We start from the raw sequence: 17,924 nt of genomic DNA on the forward strand, positions 1-17,924 counted from the left end.
GACCGGTATTCAGAAAGGGCATAAGTTGATGCCGTGCGGCATGGCTTGATGCGGCGCAGCAAATATAAATTCGGCGCTGCTAGGAATAATCGCGTTGGGGTAGGAATATTCCCCAAGCAGCCGCCAGCGCGGCGGCCAGGGGCATCAGAGGGATGATGCAGGGATGGAAGGTGCCGAGGAGAAATGCAGGTGGGTACACAAATGGTCAACAAAGACGCGAATCTTGGGCGACAGGTGGCGGCTTGACGGCCACAGCACCCAGAACTTGCTCGAGTACGACAAATAGTCGGCCAGCACGGCTTGCAGCTCACCCCGTCCGATGGCGTCGCGCACGATAAAGTCAGGTAAATAAGCAAGGCCCACGCCCTGCGTGGCGGCGCCGATCAAGGCTTCAATATTGTTGCAGGTCAAGGCGGTCGGCAAGCGCAACTCGCCGCCGTTGTCGCCCCCGGCGCGCTGCAACGCCCATTCCTGCAGCTTGCCCGTGGTGGGAAATTTATAGCGCACGCAAGCGTGCCCTTCCAGCGCGCGCGGCGTGGCCGGCACGCCATGGCGGGCGAAATACGCGGGCGAGCCGACGATGGCAAAGGCAAACGGTCCTAGTTCGCGCGCCATCAGCCGCGAATCGGTGAGCGTACCGCTGCGCACGGCCACGTCGACGCCTTCGGCCACCACGTCGACCAGGCGGTCGTTGAAATCAAGGTCGAGCTCGATCTCCGGATACAGACGGGTAAACTCGGCCAGCAGGGGCAGGATGATGCGGTAGCCGATCACGGGCAGGCTGACCTTGAGCTTGCCGCGCGGCGCCTCGGCCAGGTGCGATAGTTCCGCCTCGGCATCACCGAGGTCGGCCAGGATGCGCTGGCAGCGCTCGTAAAACAGCGCGCCCTCGTTGCTTAGGCTGATGCGCCGCGTGCTGCGGTTGAGCAGGCGCACGCCCAGCTTTTCTTCCAACCGCGCCACGCTCTTGCCCACGGCCGAGGCCGACACCCCGAGCAGCCGGCCGGCCGCCACATAACTGGAAGTTTCCGCCGCGCGCACGAAGGCAGCAATGCCGTTCAGATTACCCATGCCGTCTCGCCATCTTGATTAAGGAATATTTGTCCGTTATGAGTGGATTTTCAGCCACTTTTTCATGGATTGCGTCCATATTATCATCAGATTCCCTCTTTCTGGAATCATCCCCATGGATACGAATCTTTCCGCGCAAGCCCCGGAACCAGCGGCAGCACGACGCACGCTGGTGCTGGCCGCCGTCAGCCTGGCTGCGCTATGCATGCCGCTCAGTTTTACGGGACCGGCCATCGCCATTCCCGCCATCGCCGCCGACCTGCACGGCACGCCGCTGGCGCTGGCGTGGATCACGAATGCCTTCATGCTCAGCTTTGGCGGCTGCCTGATGGTGGCCGGCGCGCTGGCCGACCGCTATGGCCGCAAGCGCGTGTTCTTGCTGGGCATGGCCGTGTTTTCCGCCGCCGCGCTGGCGCTGGCGGCCGCGCCCGGCATTGTGTGGCTCGACGTGCTGCGCGCCGTCCAGGGCCTCGGTTGCGCCATGGCCCTGTCGAGCGGACTGGCGGCCCTGGCACAGGAATTCGACGGCCCTGCCCGCGCGCGCGCCTTCAGCCTGATCGGCACGGCCTTCGGCGTGGGCCTGGCCTTCGGCCCCTTCCTGGCAGGCACCTTGATCACCCGCACGGGCTGGCGCGCCATTTTTATCGCCACGGCCGCAGCCGGCCTGGCCGCCCTGCTGGCCGCCACGCACGCCATGCGCGAAACGCGCGACCCGCAGGCGCAAGGCGTCGACTGGCCCGGCGCCCTGACGTTTACCGGTGCGCTGTCCCTGTTTACCTATGGCTTGCTGCAGGCGCCCGACAGTGGCTGGGGCAGCGCCGCCAGCCTGGCGCTGCTCGGTGGCGCGGCCTTGCTGCTGGCCGTTTTCATCCGCGTGGAGCGGCGCGCGGCGCGGCCCATGCTGGACTTGACCCTGTTCCGCCTGCCCGCCTTTGCCGGCGTGCAACTGCTGGCCGCCGCGCCCGCGTTTTCCTTCGTCGTGCTGCTGGTGCTGCTGCCGGCCCGCTTCATCGGCATCGAAGGCTACAGTGCGCTGGAGGCGGGACGCATGATGATCGCCCTGTCCGCGCCCATGCTGGTGCTGCCGGTACTGGCCGGCATGGCGGCGCAACGCATCGCCGCCGCGCACATTTGCGCCAGCGGCCTGCTGCTGGCGGCGGGCGGCTTGCTGTGGCTATCGACCTGCGCGCCGGGCCAGCCGCCCGCCACCTTGATCGGGCCGCTGCTGCTGATCGGCTGCGGCATCAGCCTCCCGTGGGGCTTGATGGATGGTCTGGCCATCAGCGTCGTGCCCGTCGAGCGGGCCGGCATGGCGGCCGGCATCTTCAATACGACGCGCGTGGCGGGCGAAGGCCTGGCGCTGGCCATCGTCAGCGCGCTGCTGGGCACGTTCACCGTCGCGGCGCTGGGCGGTACCGGCATCGGCGCGGAACAGGCGGCGCACGCCGGCCCCTTCCTGGCACTGGGCGAGCTGCACCATGCAGCTACCCTGTTGCCGCAGGCCGGCGCCGGCGAACTGGCGCAAGCGTATGGTGCCGCCTTCCGCCATTTGCTGTATGTGCTGGCCAGCATCACGACGGCGTCGGCACTGCTGATCCTGACATTCCTGCGTCATCCGGCCGGTGCTACCGAACATATTGCCACCGCGTCCGCCAGCAAGACGACAAACTGACCCGCTAGCATCTCCCCTGCAAGACCGGGCGGCTCACGTGCCGCCCTTCCTCCCCTGATGTTTCTCCGCAACACCTCAAAAGTTTCAAGGAATAAAACTAGTTTACTGATCAAAGCGCTTTGAACTATACTCAAAGCGCTTTGAAACATAACTAAAGCGCTTTGGTTGTGCGAAGTTATGCGCACCGATCCCACACCTATAAAAACACTGGAGACGCAATGAACAAACATTTCTTGAAAACTTTGCCTGCCGCCGTGGCGTTGGCCTTGAGCGCTTCGGCCGCCCAGGCCGCCCTGCCGATCGATTTCGGCGGCTACATCCGCTCGGGCTTCGGCACCAGCAGCGAAGGCGGCAAGGAAGCGTGTTTCGGCCTGGCCGGCGCCTCGTCCAAGTATCGTCTGGGCAATGAGTGCGAAACCTACGGCGAGCTGAAATTCGGCGGCGAAGCCTTCAAGGCGGCCAACGGCACCACTTTCCGCATCAATACCCTGGTGGCCTTCTCCGTCAACCAGAACCAGGACTGGGAACAATCGGACCCGTCGTGGCGCGAAATGAACGTCGTCGCCGACAAGATCGGCACGGGCGCCTTCGCCGAAGCGCGCGCCTGGGTCGGCAAGCGCTACTACGACCGCCAGGACGTGCACATCACCGATTACTACTTCTGGAATAATAGCGGCCCTGGCGCCGGCCTGGAAAACATCGACCTGGGCGCCGCCAAACTGGCCTACGCCATCGTGCGCACGGCCGACGACGGCGACAGCAATCGCATGGGCCTGTCCCACGACCTGCGCTTCTCCGGCATCAAGGTTAACCCGGACGGCGAACTGACCCTGGGCCTGCAATTCAACCAGAAACGCAACGCGCAAGGCGCGGCCCCCATCGCCAGCGGCCACTTGCTGACCATCATGCATACGCAAGGCAATCTGCTGGGCGGCTTCAACAAGGTGGCATTGCAGTACGGCAAAGGTAGCGCCGCCAACACGGGCGGCTTTAGCCTGGGCGCCGGCAAGGATGACAAGGTCGTGCGCCTGACGGAACAGATCATGATCCAGCCCAAAGGCGCCTGGTCGGGCATGGGCACCTTCGTCTATGAAGACAAGGAAACGGCGGGCGTCAGCAGCAAGTGGACATCGATCGGCGCGCGCCCCGTCTACCACTTCACGGACAACTACAGCCTGGCCGTGGAACTGGGCCACGACATCGTCAAGCCGGAAGGCGGCGAGAGCCGCAACCTGACCAAGCTGACGATTGCCCCGCAACTGTCGGCCGGCAACAGCTTCTGGTCGCGCCCCGTGCTGCGCGCCTTCTACACCTACGCCAAATGGAACAAGGCAGCCCAGTCGGCCGCCGCGGCGGAAACCGCGCTGTCGTCGACGGGCGTGTTTGGTGGCAAGACCAACGGCAGCTCGGTTGGTTTCCAAGTGGAAAGCTGGTGGTAATCGCAGGCATCTAAAACATTGGCAAGCATCCGTAGATGCTTGCCACTGGCAGCAACACCGCCCGCCTTCCTGGGGGCATGCTTTAACCGGACCCACCATTTCGCCGCTGCACGCGATGGCCGGCAGCTTCAATGTAGTGATTCAGCAGTATCCTCTTTTAGCGCGGGCGCCCCTGGGTTTGCCCGCGTATTTTTTTGGGCGCTGCCGCCGCCGGTCATCCCCCTGATCATTCCGGCATTTATCAGATAAACTACTCTGCATCGCTCCCGATCCACCCCAGACGCAGCATCCATGAACCTCAAAAATCTCGCCAAAACGCTAGGAATATCCGAAACCACCGTCAGCCGCGCCTTGAATGGCTATCCGGAAGTGAGCGAACGCACTCGCGAGCGGGTGCTGGCCGCCGCGCAGGCGGCTGGCTACCGTCCCAATCCCATGGCGCGCAGTCTGGCCGTCGGGCGCACGAATATCGTCGGCATCATCTACCCGCTGATGCCGAACGACCTGGCCGACCCCATGTTCATCGAGATCGTCGGCGGCATGTCGGAAGCGCTGGAAGCGCAGCAGATGGACATGATGATCGCGCCCGCTTCCGCCACCAATGAATTCCACACGTATGAACGCATGGTCAAGGGCCGCCGCATCGATGGCCTGATCGTCGGCCGTACAAAGCCGTTCGACGAGCGCATCGCCTACCTGGCGCAACAGGGCATGCCGTTTGTCGCGCACGGCCGCACGCAGCTGAACCAGCCGCACGCGTGGTTCGACTATGACAACGAGGCCGGCATGCGCCTGGCCGTCGAGCGCCTGGCGCAGCTGGGCCACCAGCGCATTGGCCTCATCAGCGCCACGCCGGACCTGAACTTCGTGCGCCAGCGCGTCGACAGTTTCCAGCACGCCATGCAGGCGGGCGGACTGCCCGTCGACCCGGACAACCTGGTCGACAACGCCCATGACCGCCGCGCCGGCTACCAGGCCATGCAGCGCCTGCTGGCCCGCTCGCCCCGTCCCACTGCCGTCATCGTCGACAATCACATGTCGGGCGTGGGCGCCGTGCGCGCCCTGCTCGACGCGGGCATCGCCATCGGCAGCGAGATGTCGCTGATTGTCTGGGGCGTGATGGAAGATTCCCTGGCCGGCCACAACGTCACCACCGTCGTCCAGCCCGACCCGCGCGGCGCCGGCGCGAAGATGATCCATATGCTGCTGGCCCTGATGGACGGCACGCCCGTCACCGACCTGCAGGAACTGTGGCCGTGCGAACTGTTGCCGGGGGAGTCGGCGGGACCGGTAATACGCGCCTGATTTACCCCTAGAGCAAACTACTGGGGTCGGACCCTCAGGGTCCGACCCCAGCCTCCGCTTGGGGTTTCGTAAAACGCCCTCTTCCGCTCTGTTTTGCCCTCCTGAATCACCCTCATAAAAAAATCGTATGTCTGGCGCGTGTATCGCTTTACTTTTCAAAGCGCTTTGAACTATACTCATTTCATACCCAAAGCGCTTTGAATTTTAAAATAAGACGTTCGCCTACCAACCAGCAGCGCCGCCCTGATAGCCAAGGCTACAGGCAACTTTTAAGAAATCATTCATGCCGACCATCCAGAACAATCTCGCCCACCTGCCCGCCGACTGGTGGCGCAGCGCCGTCATCTACCAGGTGTATCCACGCAGCTTCCTCGACAGCAATGGCGACGGCATCGGCGACTTGCCCGGCATTACCTCCAAGCTCGCATACATCGCCGCCCTGGGCGCCGACATCGTGTGGATCTCGCCCTTCTTCACGTCGCCGATGAAAGACTTCGGCTATGACGTGGCCGATTTCTGCGACGTCGATCCCATGTTTGGTACTTTGGCCGACTTCGACCGCCTGGTGGCGCGCGCCCATGAACTGGGCTTGAAAGTAATGATCGACCAGGTGCTGTCGCACTCGTCCGACGTCCACCCATGGTTCGTGGAAAGCCGCTCCAGCCGCGACAATCCCAAGGCCGACTGGTATGTGTGGGCCGACCAGAAACCGGACGGCACGGCGCCAAACAACTGGCTGTCCGTGTTCGGCGGTTCGGCCTGGCAATGGGAGCCGCGCCGAGGCCAGTACTACCTGCATGATTTCCTCGTCAGCCAGCCCGACCTGAATTTCCACAATCCGGCCGTGCAGCAGGCGCAGCTGGACAATCTGCGTTTCTGGCTGGAACGCGGCGTCGACGGTTTCCGCTTCGATTCCTGCAACTTCCCGTATCACGATCAATTGCTGCGCGACAATCCGCCAGCCGCGCAACGCGATGCGAGCAGCGTGTCGGCCATCAACCCGTATGGCATGCAGGCCCACGTGTACGACAAGACGCAGCCGGAAAACATCGCCTACCTGCAGCGCGTGCGCGCCGTGCTCGATGAATACCAGGCCATTTCCATCGGCGAAGTGGGCGACGACAATGCGCTGGCCACCATGGCGGCCTACACGGGCGCCGACAAGCTGCACATGGCTTACAGTTTCAACTTGCTGACGGCAGAGTTTTCCGCCGCGCACATCCGCACGCAAGTGGAAGAATTCGAAGCGCAAGTGGCCGACGGCTGGGCTTCCTGGTCCGTGGGCAACCACGACAGCGTGCGCGTCATGACGCGCTGGGGCGGCGAAAACCCGTCGCCGTCGCTGGCCAAGGTGGTGCTGGCCGTGCAGGCCGCGCTGAAAGGCACGCCGTGCCTGTACCAGGGCGACGAGCTGGCCCTGACGGAAGCGGACATTCCTTTCGAAGCGCTGCAAGACCCGTACGGCATTCCGTTCTGGCCCCAGTTCAAGGGCCGCGACGGCTGCCGCACGCCGATGCCATGGGTATCTGACGCGCCGCACGGCGGCTTCAGTTCGGCAAAACCCTGGTTGCCCGTGGCGCCCGAGCATCTGGCGCGCGCTGTCGACGTGGAAGAACACGACAGTGCCTCGGCGCTGCGCTTTGCGCAGAACATCCTCGCCTGGCGCCGCACCCTGCCGCAATTGCTGCGCGGCGACATCAGTTTCTTCCATGCGCCCGAACCCGTGCTGGCCCTGCGCCGCGACCTGCCCGGCCAACCGTCCGTCCTGGCTGCCTTCAACCTGGGCACGCAAGCCGTCACCTTCGCCTGGCCAGACGCGGCGCCGGCGGCCGACCTGGCCGGTCACGGCTTGCCAGGTAGCAAAGATGGCCAGCAGATCACCCTGCCCGCGCATGGCGGCTGGTTCGGCACCCTGGCGTAAATCGCAGGCTTTGGCGGCCATGCCGCCAATTACAATAACGAGCCCCGCGCATCAGCGGGGCCAAATTGAGATGATGAGGACGACATGGCTGGACTGAAGTTAACAGGCCTGAAGAAGGCATATGGCGACGTGCAAACCTTGCACGGCATCGACCTGGAGATCGCCGACGGCGAATTCATGGTCTTCGTGGGCCCGTCGGGTTGCGGCAAATCTACCTTGCTGCGCAGCATCTGCGGCCTGGAAGAAATCAGCGGCGGCGACTTGTATATTGGCAAGACGCGCATGAACGACGTGCCGCCCGCCAAGCGGGGCATCGCCATGGTCTTCCAGAGCTACGCCCTGTACCCGCACATGAGCGTGGCGCAGAACATGGCCTTCGGCCTGAAACTGGCCGGCATGAACAAGGTGCAGATCGCCGACGCCGTGCAGCGCGCCGCGCAAATCCTGCGCATCGAACCTTTGCTGGAACGCAAACCAAAAGACTTGTCGGGCGGCCAGCGCCAGCGCGTGGCCATCGGCCGCGCCATCGTGCGCAAACCCGACGTTTTCCTGTTCGACGAACCGCTGTCCAACCTGGACGCCTCGCTGCGCGTGCAGATGCGCATCGAACTGGCGAATTTGCACCGCGAATTGCGCTCGACCATGATTTACGTCACGCATGACCAGGTCGAAGCGATGACCCTGGCCGACCGCATCGTCGTGCTCAACGCGGGCCGCATCGAACAGGTGGGTGCGCCGCTCGAGCTGTACCACCATCCGGCCAACCTGTTCGTGGCCGGCTTCCTTGGTTCGCCCCGCATGAACTTCCTTAAAGGCAAGATCCACAGCTATGCCGACGGCGTGGCCACCATCGCCACCAACGCGGGCGGCATGCTGCAGGCCGTGTTGACGCAGCCATTGGCCAGCGGTACCCCCGTCACCGTCGGCGCGCGTCCCGAGCATGTGCAAGCGTGCGCGCCCGGCGCCACAGCCGCCATCACGGCCACCGTGCAGGCGGTGGAAAAACTGGGCGACATCAGCTATCTGTATGTGCAGGTAGCAGGCGGCGACGAACCGCTGGTGGTGCGCGCCGATGCGGAAACGGACTGGGCAATTGGCCAGTCCGTGGCGCTGCAAGTGGCGCCCGCCCGCGTCCACGTGTTCGACGAGCACGGCCAGACCCGTACCTGATTCCAAATTTAAGGGGCCAGGCGCTACAGGCGCCGCCTGGCCTGGTTGCATCATTTCAGCCTAGATACTCAACATAAACTTAGCATAAAAAAAGATACTGGAGATTGACATGTCCTTCACGCACCCGAAACGCAGCTTCATCAAAACCACCCTGATCGCCGCCGCCCTGGCCGGCATCGGCAACCTGGCCGCCGTCAGCATGGCGAACGCGGCCGAAGCAGGCACCCTGCTGATCTGGATCAATGGCGACAAAGGCTACAAGGGCCTGGCCAAGGTCGGCGAAGAATTTACCAAGAAGACGGGCATCAAGGTCGTCGTCGAGCATCCTGAAGATGCGCCAAACAAATTCCAGCAAGCAGCGGCCGCAGGCAAGGGCCCGGACATCTGGATCTGGCCGCATGACCGCATCGGCACCTGGATTGACGCCGGCTTGCTGCAACCATTGACACCAAGCAAAGAAGCGCGCGCCGCCATCCTGCCGCTGGCCTGGAACGCCTTTACGGTGAGCGGCAAGACCTGGGGCTACCCGATCTCCATCGAAGCCGTCGCCCTCGTCTACAACAAGGACCTGGTGCCGACGCCGCCAAAAACCTTCGAGGAAATCGCCGCGCTGGACAAGAAACTGTCCGCGCAAGGCAAGAAAGCCATCCTGTGGGATTACACGAACACCTATTTCACGTGGCCATTGCTGGGCGCGGGCGGCGGCTTCCCGTTTGAAGTCAAGTCCGACGGCCGCTACGATGCAGCGAAAACGGGCGTAAACAATGCCGGCTCGCAGGCGGGCGTGAATGCGCTGATGACCCTGATCAACAGCGGCGCCATGCCGAAAGGCGCCGGCTACGCGGAAATGGAAGCTGGCTTCAACCAGGGCAAGATCGCCATGATGATCAACGGCCCATGGTCGTGGGACAACGCGCGCAAGTCGAAGATCAACTTCGGCGTGGCAACGATTCCTACCGTGGCAGGCAAGACGGCCACCCCATTCGTGGGCGTGCTGGGCGCGATGATTTCGAAAGCCAGCCCGAACAAGGACCTGGCGACGGAATTCCTGGAAAACCAGATGCTGCAGCTCAATGGCCTGAAAACCATCAACGCCGATGTCCCGCTGGGCACGCCAGCTAATAAAGTGCTGTTCGCGGAATTGAAAGCCAATCCGAACATCCAGGCGACGATGGAAAGCGCGCAAGCTGGCCGTCCAATGCCGAACAACCCGGAAATGGGCCGCTTCTGGTCGTCGATGCAATCGGCGCTTGAAAACATCACGCAAGGCCGCCAGACGACCAAGGATGGCCTGGATGCGGCGGCGAAGCGGATTACGACCGCCAATTAAGCCATATTTTGTTTGAGCGTAGGTCGGATTAGCGTGTAGCGCGTAATCCGACATGTGCCGCCAACAATGTTGTCGGATTACGGCCCTTTGGGCCTAATCCGACCTACGTATCATTACAGGTATCCATCGTGCGCAAGTTTATCGGCCCTACGGTATTGACCATCAGCATGGCGCTGGGTCTGTATCTGCTCTTCATGTTGTACATTTCCGGCCAGACCATGCTGGCCGCCGTCTTCCTCGGCTTGCTGACCCTGACGACGTTCGTCTTCACGTCGCCGCGCGCCTATGCCTACCGTTATCTGTTTCCCGGCATCACGGCGGTGATCGTCTTCGTGCTGCTGCCGATGGTGTACACGGTGTCGATCGGCTTTACCAATTTCAGTTCGCGCAACCTGCTCACCTATGAACGGGCCACGCAATATTTGCTGGACGAGACGCAGCGGGTGGAAAGCGCCGGCTATGCCATGACCGTGCATGCCGACAATAAAGAATACCGCTTGCGCCTGGAAAGCCCGGACACGGGCGAAGTGCTCTTGACGCAGCCGCTGGCCCTCAAGCGCGCCGTGCCCCTGAACGTGGAAGTGGCGCCGATCGATCCCGTGCAGGCGCCCGTGCTGGCCGCGCCGCTGGGCATCAAGGACATCATCGCCCTGCAAAAAGATTTGAAACTGCTCACCCTCGTGCTGCCGAACAAGATCGAGCTGCGCATGGTGGGCTTGCGCGAATTCGGTCCCGTCGCGCACGTCTACAAGCAACTGCCGGACAAGACCCTGAAGAAGATCGCCACGGGCGAACTGGTCACGCCGAACTTCAAGACGGGCTTTTATGAAATGCCGGACGGCACTAAACTGGAACCGGGCTTCAAGGTCAACGTCGGCTTCGCCAACTTCGTCAAGATTTTCTCCGATGAAGCGTTCCGCGGCCCCTTCCTGCGCATTTTCGTGTGGACCATCGTTTTCGCCCTGATCAGCGTGGCCACCACGACGGGCTTGGGCATGGTATTGGCTGTTCTGTTGAACTGGGATGCGCTGCGCTTCCGCGGCCTGTACCGTACCCTGCTGTTCCTGCCGTACGCCGTGCCGGGCTTCATTTCCATCCTCGTCTTCAAGGGCTTGTTCAACAATAACTTTGGCGAAATCAACCTCGTGCTAGACGCCCTGTTCGGCATCAAACCCGCCTGGTTCTCGGACACCACCCTGGCCAAGGCCATGATTTTGATCGTCAACACCTGGCTCGGCTACCCCTACATGATGGTGGTGTGCATGGGCTTGATCAAGGCTATCCCGTCAGACCTGTATGAAGCGTCGGCCCTGGCCGGCGCGGGACCGCTGACGAATTTCTTCAAGATCACCCTGCCCCTGATCATCAAGCCACTCACGCCGCTGATGGTAGCCAGCCTGGGTTTCAATTTCAACAATTTCGTGCTGATCAGCTTGCTGACGGGCGGGCGTCCCGATTTCCTCGACACCACCCTGCCGGCCGGCACGACGGACTTGCTTGTGTCCTACACCTACCGCATCGCGTTCGAGGATTCCGGCCAGAACTTTGGCCTGGCCGCCGCCATCTCGACCCTGATCTTCTTCCTCGTGGCCGCGATTTCGCTGGTCAACATGCGCCTGACGCGCATGAACAAAGCATAAAGGACAGCCATGGCTATCGTTGTCGACCGTTCCAACCGCTGGCGCATCCTGGCGGCCCACGTCGCCGTGATCGCGCTGATCGCGCTGGTGATGTTCCCCTTCCTGATGATCTTGTCGATCTCGCTGCGGCCCGGCAACTTCGCCTCGGGCAGTCTGATACCGCCCGAGATCAGCTTCGAGCACTGGCGTTTGGCGCTGGGCATGTCCTACCAGGCGCCCAACGGCGCCCTGGTCGAACCGGATTTCCCCGTGCTGCTGTGGCTATGGAATTCCATCAAGGTGGCCAGCATGAGCGCCACCGTCACCGTGCTGCTGTCGACCACCTGCGCCTATGCGTTCGCGCGCATGCAGTTCCGCTTCAAGTCGCAGACCCTGTCCGCACTGATGCTGCTGCAGATGTTCCCCGCCGTGCTGGCCCTGGTGGCCATCTACGCCATCTTCGACGTACTGGGCAGCTACGTGCCATGGCTGGGTATCGACCACCACGGCAGCCTGGTGCTGGCCTACACGGGCGGCATCGCCCTGCATATCTGGACCATCAAGGGCTACTATCAAACCATCCCCATCGAGATCGAGGAAGCGGCCAAGGTCGACGGCGCCACGCAATGGCAGGCCTTCGTCTACGTGCTGCTGCCGATGACGGTGCCCATCCTGATGGTGGTGTTTTTGTTGTCCTTCATCGGCGCCATCATCGAGTACCCGATCGCTTCCGTGCTGCTGCATGAACAGAACAACCTGACCCTGGCCGTCGGCTCCAAGCTGTTCCTGTACGAGCAAAAATACCTGTGGGGCGACTTCGCCGCGGCAGCCATCTTGTCCGGCTTGCCCATCACGGCCGTGTTCCTGCTGGCGCAAAAATGGATGATCTCCGGCCTGACGGCTGGCGGCGTGAAAGGCTGACCATGCGGCGCACCCTGACTACGCTGGCCGCCCTGCTGTTGTGCGCTTCGGCGCAGGCAGGGAGCTTTGCCGAGAATCCGATTGTCTACTTCGCCGTGACGGACCGTTTCGCCAACGGCAATCCCGGCAACGACCACAGTTATGGCCGCGCCGCCGACCCGCAAGGCGGCGATGTCGGCAGCTTTCACGGCGGCGACATCGCCGGCATCACGCAGCAACTGAAAGCCGGCTATTTTCAAGACCTGGGCGTCAACGCCCTGTGGATCACGGCGCCGTACGAGCAGATCCACGGCTGGGTAGTGGGCGGCAAGCAGCAATTCCAGCACTACGCCTACCACGGCTACTGGGCGCTCGACTACACGACGATGGACGCCAACATGGGCACGCGCGAAGAATTGCGCGAGATGATCAACACGGCCCACGCGCAAGGCATCCGCGTGCTGTTCGACGTGGTGCTCAATCACCCCGGCTACGCGGACGTGCGCACCCTGGCCGAGTACAAGGTGCCCGTGCTGTGGCCCGGCCATGAAAAGGCCAACCTGCGCGATTATCACAGCTTTATCGACTACAACAACTTCGCATTCGCGCAGTGGTGGGGCCCGGAGTGGGTGCGCGCGGGCTTGCCCGGCTACCCGGACGGCGGCAAGGACGATTTCACGATGCAGCTGGCCTACCTGCCCGACTTCCGCACGGAAAGCGGCAAGGCCGTGGGCTTGCCGCCCATCCTGCAACACAAAGCCGACACGCGCGCCGTGGCCCTGCCCGACACCACCGTGCGCGGCTACCTGGTGCACTGGCTGGCAGACTGGGTGCGCGAATTCGGCGTCGACGGTTTCAGGGCCGACACCGTCAAGCACGTGGAGCCTGCCAGCTGGCTGGCCCTGCGCGCGGCGGCCACCGATGCCTTGAAAGATTGGAAAACGCGTCATCCAGAACAGAAAATCGACGACGCACCGTTCTGGATGACGGGCGAAGCGTGGGGCCATGGCCCCGAGCGCAGCAGCTGGCATGACGCGGGCTTCGACTCGATGATCAATTTCGATTTCCAGCATCGCGCTGGCGGCGACTGGAAAAGCATCGATGGCGTGTACCGCCAGTACGCGGGCTTGCTGGGCAAGGGCCCGGGCCCCCGCTACGACATCCTGTCGTATATCTCGTCGCACGACACCAGCCTGTTCCCGCGCGAGCAACTGAAGCATGGCTTGTCCGCCCTGCTGCTGGCGCCGGGCGGCGTGCAGCTGTTTTATGGCGATGAAAGCGCGCGCCAGCCTGGCGCGGCGCCCGTCGGCGACGAACAGCAGGCGACGCGCTCCGACATGAACTGGAACACGCTCGATGCGGCCACCCTGGCCCATGCACGCAAGCTGGGCCAGTTCCGGCTGCGCCACCCTGCCCTGGCGCGCGGCGAACACCGGTTCATCAACGACAAGCCGTATGCGTTCGCCCGCGTGATGGATGGCGACGCCGTCATCGCCGTGCCCGAGGCGCAAGGCACACTCGAACTGAAAGTTCACGGTGTTTTCGCCGACGGCACCCTGCTACGCGACGCCTATACCAATCAAACCTGTATCGTCAAAGATGGTGCCGTCGCGGTGAACGCGGCCGGCACCGTCCTGTTAGAAAAGGCTGCACCATGAGTACCTATGACATCTTAGTGGTCGGCGGCGCCGGCATCGACACGATCGTGCGCGTCCCCGACCTGCAACTGCCCGTCGCCGATTCGCTGCACGTGCCGCCCATCCGCGACTACGTGGCGCACACGGGCAATGGCGTGGCGCTCGGTTGCCACGCGCTGGGCTTGCGCTGCAAGTTCATCGACTTCATCGGCGACGACGCGCAAGGCGCAGCCATCCTGCAGCGCTACAAGGAAGCCAGGCTCGATTTTTCGCACATCGTCGAACCCTCGGGCACGCGGCGCAGCGTCAACCTGGTCGACCCGCAAGGGCGCCGGCTGTCGTTGTACGACGGCCGTCATCCGGAAGACGTGCGCATGCCGGCCGCCTTCTATCTACCCTACCTGGGTCCGGCGCGCCACGCGCACTTTTCCATCATGGGCTGGGTGGCCGAACTGTTCGACGATGCGCTGGTGTGCGGCACGACGGTGTCGACCGATTTGCACGACTGGGATGGCGTCAACCCGCACCACAAGGTCTTTGCGCTGCGCGCCGACCTGGTGTTTCTCAGCACGGCGGCACTGGGCGAGCGCCGGGACGACGTCATGCGCGCGATTATCGCGGAAGGCCGCGCGCAAGCCGTCATCGCCATGGCGGGCGCGCACGGCGCCTACCTACTGGAACGGGACGGCGCGTCCGTGCATCACTATCCGACGGCAGGCTTGACGCTGCCCGTGGTGGATACGAACGGTGCCGGCGATTCCTTCGTGGCGGCGTTTTTGCGCGCCTGGCTCGATGGTTCGGGCATCGACGCGGCCATGCGCCGTGGCGCCATCGGCGGCGCGTTTGCCTGCGCGCAGAACGGCACGCATGAACGCTTCATCGGGCTGGCAGATCTGAATGACTTATATCAAGACCGCACTAGTTTATGACTTAATATTCTATCAAGCGTAGCATCGAGCTAAGGGGCGCATGGCACAATGGCTGCGGATTTCACCACGCAGACTATTGAAACCGGAGACCTCATGAGAATCGAAACCCTGGCCGTGCACGCCGGCTACACCCCCGACCCGACCACCAAGGCCGCCGCCGTCCCCATTTACCAGACGGTGGCCTACGCCTTCGACAATGCCCAGCATGGCGCCGACCTGTTCGACCTCAAGGTGGCAGGCAATATCTATACGCGCATCATGAACCCCACGCAGGACGTGCTGGAAAAGCGCGTCGCGGCGCTGGAAGGCGGCGTGGCCGCGCTGGCCGTGGCCTCGGGCATGGCGGCCATCACCTATGCGATCCAGACGATTGCCGAAGCGGGCGACAACTTCATCTCCGCCAGCCAGCTATATGGCGGCACCTACAACCTGTTTGCACACACCCTGCCGCAGATCGGCATCGAAGTGCGCTTCGCCGACGCGCGCCAGCCCGAGACCTTCGCAGCCCTGATCGATGCGCGCACCAAGGCCATCTTCTGCGAATCGATCGGCAACCCGCTGGGCAATGTCACCGATGTGGCGAAACTGGCCGAGATCGCGCATGCGCACGGCATCCCGCTGATCGTCGACAACACGGTACCCAGCCCCTATCTGTTCCGCCCGATCGAGCATGGCGCCGATATCGTCGTCCATTCGCTGACCAAATACCTGGGCGGCCACGGCACCACCGTGGGCGGCGCCATCGTCGACAGCGGCAAATTTCCGTGGTTTGATCACAAGGAGCGCTTCAAGCGCCTGAACGAACCGGACGTGTCGTATCACGGCGTCGTCTACACGGAAGCGTTCGGCCCCGCCGCCTTCATCGGCCGCGCGCGCGTCGTCCCGCTGCGCAACATGGGTGCGGCGATTTCGCCCCTCTCCGCCTTCCAGCTGATCCAGGGCATCGAGACCTTGGCCCTGCGCATGGACCGCATCTGCGACAACACGCTGGCCCTGGCAAAGCACCTGAAACAGCATCCGAAAGTCGCGTGGGTCAATTACGCGGGCCTGGAAGACCACCCGGACCACGCGCTGGTGAAAAAATACATGGGTGGCCGCGCCTCGGGCATCCTGTCCTTCGGCCTGAAGCTGGCGGCCGGCGAGGATCCGCGCGCGGCTGGCGCCCGCGTGCTCGACGCCTTGCAGCTGTTTACGCGCCTCGTCAACATCGGCGACGCCAAGTCGCTGGCCACGCATCCCGCGTCCACCACGCACCGCCAGCTCAATCCCGAGGAACTGGCCAAGGCGGGCGTGTCCGAAGACATGCTGCGCCTGTCCGTCGGCATCGAGCATATCGACGACTTGCGCGAAGACCTGGAACAGGCGCTCAACGCCGCTTAAGCGCTGGCTTTGACCCCATAGCGCGATGCCGGCTTGCCGCGCATCGCGCCCGCGAACAGGGCCAGGCGGGCCGCATCGAACTGCTCCCACAAGGCCTGGTCTTCCACCGAAGGCAAGGTCACCAGCTCGCCCTGGTCCAGGCCCGCCAGCGCCGCATCGACGCAATCTTCCGCGCGCATGATGGTGGCCTGGTCCAGCTGTGCCAGCGGCACGCCGCTCAATTCCCAGATCTCCGTCGCCGTCGACGCGGGCAGCACCAGCTGCACCGTGATGCCCGTGCCGGCCAGTTCCTGCTGCAAGCCCCGCGTGAAATTCATCACATAGCCCTTGGTGGCGCTGTAGATCGTGCTGACAGGCAGGATATGGAAGGACAGCACGGAACCGATGTTAATGATGGTGCCGCTGTTGCGCTGCTTGAATTGCGGCAGCACGGCGTACGTCAGTTGTGCCAGCGCCGCCACGTTGACCTGGTCCATCGCCGCAATGCCCTCGCGCGGCGCGTCCACGACGACGCCCAGGGTCGAGACACCCGCGTTATTGACCAGCATGGTGATGGCAGGGTTGCCGGCCAGTTCTTCGGCCACGCGCTGCAGATCGGCCGGTGCGGCCAGATCGGCCGCCATGGCGCGCACGGCCACGCCATATTTTTCCGCCAGCGAGGCAGCCAGGGTGCCCAGGCGCTCGACCCGGCGCGCCACGAGGATCAAATCGAAGCCGCGCGCGGCCAGGCGGTCCGCATACACGGCGCCCAGGCCGGACGAGGCACCGGTGATGAGGGCCGTGCCTTGGGTAGTAACTGCATTCATGATCATTCCTTCTTCAGTATGGGGTGGTTGAGGCCATCAAACATGACAGCCATCATGCTTCAACACATTAAATATGACGGTCATCATGTTTAATGTGTTGAAACATGACGAACATCATGTATGATGTCAACCATTATTTTTACACCGCGATCAAGAGCCTGTCATGCGTTATCCCGCCGAAGAAACCGCCGAAAAGCACCAGCGCATCCTGAAGCAGGCGGCGCGGCTGTTCCGTGAAAAAGGTTACGACGGCGTCAGCGTGGGGCAGATCATGCAGGCGACGGGACTCACGCACGGCCCCTTCTACAACCATTTCGCCTCGAAGGAAGCGCTGATGGCGGAAAGCACCCTGCACGGCTCGGAACATTCGCGCGTGGCGCTCGATGCGGCGACCATCAGCCCGGAAACGATGCGCCAGTACGTGCGCGATTACGTGAGCACGGCCCACCGTGATGCGCCGGGCGATGGCTGTCTGCTGGCGGCGCTGGCCGGCGACGCGCGCAAGCAACCGGCCGTGCGCCCTGCCTTCACCTTCCACCTGAAAGCCATCATCGGCAAGCTGGCAGTGCATTTTCCGTGGCAGAAAAAGCGCAACGCGCGCCAGGACGCCATCGTCATGCTATCGGCCATGGTGGGCGCCGTGGCGCTGGCGCGCGCCGTCGACGATGAAGCGTTTTCGGATGAGATTCTGGCAGCGGTTAAGACCGCATTCGCGGCGTAGGTCGGATTAGCGCGCGAGCGCGTA

General features: G+C 63.2%; 14 protein-coding genes. 12 read left to right on the top strand and 2 right to left on the bottom strand.

Annotated elements, in window-relative coordinates; all coding sequences use genetic code 11:
- Positions 1-144 precede the first annotated feature (144 nt).
- On the bottom strand, positions 145-1,071 hold the full coding sequence (locus ACPJXG_RS17785; RefSeq protein ID WP_425251863.1) for a LysR family transcriptional regulator: 927 nt from the start codon (positions 1,069-1,071) through the stop codon (positions 145-147).
- Between the two features lie 115 nt (positions 1,072-1,186).
- Between ACPJXG_RS17785 and ACPJXG_RS17790 the strand changes: the two genes are divergently transcribed.
- From ACPJXG_RS17790 to ACPJXG_RS17840, 11 genes are all read left to right on the top strand, one after another.
- Positions 1,187-2,743: an MFS transporter gene (locus ACPJXG_RS17790; protein ID WP_425251864.1), complete on the top strand. Its 1,557-nt coding sequence runs from the start codon at positions 1,187-1,189 to the stop codon at positions 2,741-2,743.
- A gap of 218 nt (positions 2,744-2,961) precedes the next feature.
- Positions 2,962-4,182 (top strand): maltoporin, encoded by a 1,221-nt coding sequence (locus ACPJXG_RS17795; protein WP_425251865.1) that lies wholly within the window; start codon positions 2,962-2,964, stop codon positions 4,180-4,182.
- Between the two features lie 291 nt (positions 4,183-4,473).
- Positions 4,474-5,487, top strand: coding sequence for a substrate-binding domain-containing protein (locus ACPJXG_RS17800; protein ID WP_278318512.1), 1,014 nt, complete (start codon positions 4,474-4,476; stop codon positions 5,485-5,487).
- 283 nt (positions 5,488-5,770) lie between these two features.
- Positions 5,771-7,408: an alpha-amylase family glycosyl hydrolase gene (locus tag ACPJXG_RS17805; protein ID WP_425251866.1), complete on the top strand. Its 1,638-nt coding sequence runs from the start codon at positions 5,771-5,773 to the stop codon at positions 7,406-7,408.
- Between the two features lie 84 nt (positions 7,409-7,492).
- Positions 7,493-8,578, top strand: coding sequence for an ABC transporter ATP-binding protein (locus ACPJXG_RS17810; protein WP_225240784.1), 1,086 nt, complete (start codon positions 7,493-7,495; stop codon positions 8,576-8,578).
- 109 nt (positions 8,579-8,687) lie between these two features.
- Entirely contained in the window at positions 8,688-9,908 is a 1,221-nt protein-coding gene (gene malE, locus ACPJXG_RS17815; protein ID WP_051991836.1) for a maltose/maltodextrin ABC transporter substrate-binding protein MalE, read from the top strand.
- Positions 9,909-10,036: 128 nt separating this feature from the next.
- Positions 10,037-11,548, top strand: coding sequence for a maltose ABC transporter permease MalF (gene malF / locus ACPJXG_RS17820; protein WP_099402470.1), 1,512 nt, complete (start codon positions 10,037-10,039; stop codon positions 11,546-11,548).
- Positions 11,549-11,557: 9 nt separating this feature from the next.
- Positions 11,558-12,448 (top strand): maltose ABC transporter permease MalG, encoded by an 891-nt coding sequence (malG, locus tag ACPJXG_RS17825; protein WP_034757081.1) that lies wholly within the window; start codon positions 11,558-11,560, stop codon positions 12,446-12,448.
- A complete protein-coding gene (locus ACPJXG_RS17830; protein WP_425251867.1) occupies positions 12,406-14,085 on the top strand; it encodes an alpha-amylase family glycosyl hydrolase in 1,680 nt (559 codons plus the stop codon). Before malG ends, ACPJXG_RS17830 begins: the two co-directional genes overlap by 43 nt.
- Complete coding sequence (locus tag ACPJXG_RS17835; RefSeq protein WP_425251868.1) at positions 14,082-14,993, top strand: carbohydrate kinase family protein; 912 nt, start codon at positions 14,082-14,084, stop codon at positions 14,991-14,993. The genes ACPJXG_RS17830 and ACPJXG_RS17835 overlap by 4 nt, the downstream gene beginning before the upstream one ends.
- Positions 14,994-15,086: 93 nt before the next feature.
- Positions 15,087-16,373, top strand: coding sequence for an O-acetylhomoserine aminocarboxypropyltransferase/cysteine synthase family protein (locus ACPJXG_RS17840; protein ID WP_035817551.1), 1,287 nt, complete (start codon positions 15,087-15,089; stop codon positions 16,371-16,373).
- Here ACPJXG_RS17840 and ACPJXG_RS17845 read toward each other — a convergent pair.
- Complete coding sequence (locus ACPJXG_RS17845; protein WP_099402532.1) at positions 16,370-17,179, bottom strand: SDR family NAD(P)-dependent oxidoreductase; 810 nt, start codon at positions 17,177-17,179, stop codon at positions 16,370-16,372. The two genes, ACPJXG_RS17840 and ACPJXG_RS17845, sit on opposite strands and share 4 nt — an antisense overlap.
- A 163-nt stretch (positions 17,180-17,342) precedes the next feature.
- Between ACPJXG_RS17845 and ACPJXG_RS17850 the strand changes: the two genes are divergently transcribed.
- Positions 17,343-17,900 (top strand): TetR/AcrR family transcriptional regulator, encoded by a 558-nt coding sequence (locus ACPJXG_RS17850; protein WP_099402474.1) that lies wholly within the window; start codon positions 17,343-17,345, stop codon positions 17,898-17,900.
- Positions 17,901-17,924 lie beyond the last annotated feature (24 nt).

The organism is Janthinobacterium sp. NFX145 (genome assembly GCF_049810325.1).
Taxonomy (GTDB): domain Bacteria; phylum Pseudomonadota; class Gammaproteobacteria; order Burkholderiales; family Burkholderiaceae_D; genus Janthinobacterium; species Janthinobacterium rivuli.

Excerpts from the sequence above, each read along its gene's own strand:
- ACPJXG_RS17785 (WP_425251863.1), bottom strand. The coding sequence starts at position 1,071 with ATGGGTAATCTGAACGGCATTGCTGCCTTCGTGCGCGCGGCGGAAACT.
- ACPJXG_RS17790 (WP_425251864.1), top strand. The coding sequence starts at position 1,187 with ATGGATACGAATCTTTCCGCGCAAGCCCCGGAACCAGCGGCAGCACGA.
- ACPJXG_RS17795 (WP_425251865.1), top strand. The coding sequence starts at position 2,962 with ATGAACAAACATTTCTTGAAAACTTTGCCTGCCGCCGTGGCGTTGGCC.
- ACPJXG_RS17800 (WP_278318512.1), top strand. The coding sequence starts at position 4,474 with ATGAACCTCAAAAATCTCGCCAAAACGCTAGGAATATCCGAAACCACC.
- ACPJXG_RS17805 (WP_425251866.1), top strand. The coding sequence starts at position 5,771 with ATGCCGACCATCCAGAACAATCTCGCCCACCTGCCCGCCGACTGGTGG.
- ACPJXG_RS17810 (WP_225240784.1), top strand. The coding sequence starts at position 7,493 with ATGGCTGGACTGAAGTTAACAGGCCTGAAGAAGGCATATGGCGACGTG.
- malE (WP_051991836.1), top strand. The coding sequence starts at position 8,688 with ATGTCCTTCACGCACCCGAAACGCAGCTTCATCAAAACCACCCTGATC.
- malG (WP_034757081.1), top strand. The coding sequence starts at position 11,558 with ATGGCTATCGTTGTCGACCGTTCCAACCGCTGGCGCATCCTGGCGGCC.
- ACPJXG_RS17830 (WP_425251867.1), top strand. The coding sequence starts at position 12,406 with ATGGATGATCTCCGGCCTGACGGCTGGCGGCGTGAAAGGCTGACCATG.
- ACPJXG_RS17835 (WP_425251868.1), top strand. The coding sequence starts at position 14,082 with ATGAGTACCTATGACATCTTAGTGGTCGGCGGCGCCGGCATCGACACG.
- ACPJXG_RS17840 (WP_035817551.1), top strand. The coding sequence starts at position 15,087 with ATGAGAATCGAAACCCTGGCCGTGCACGCCGGCTACACCCCCGACCCG.
- ACPJXG_RS17845 (WP_099402532.1), bottom strand. The coding sequence starts at position 17,179 with ATGAATGCAGTTACTACCCAAGGCACGGCCCTCATCACCGGTGCCTCG.
- ACPJXG_RS17850 (WP_099402474.1), top strand. The coding sequence starts at position 17,343 with ATGCGTTATCCCGCCGAAGAAACCGCCGAAAAGCACCAGCGCATCCTG.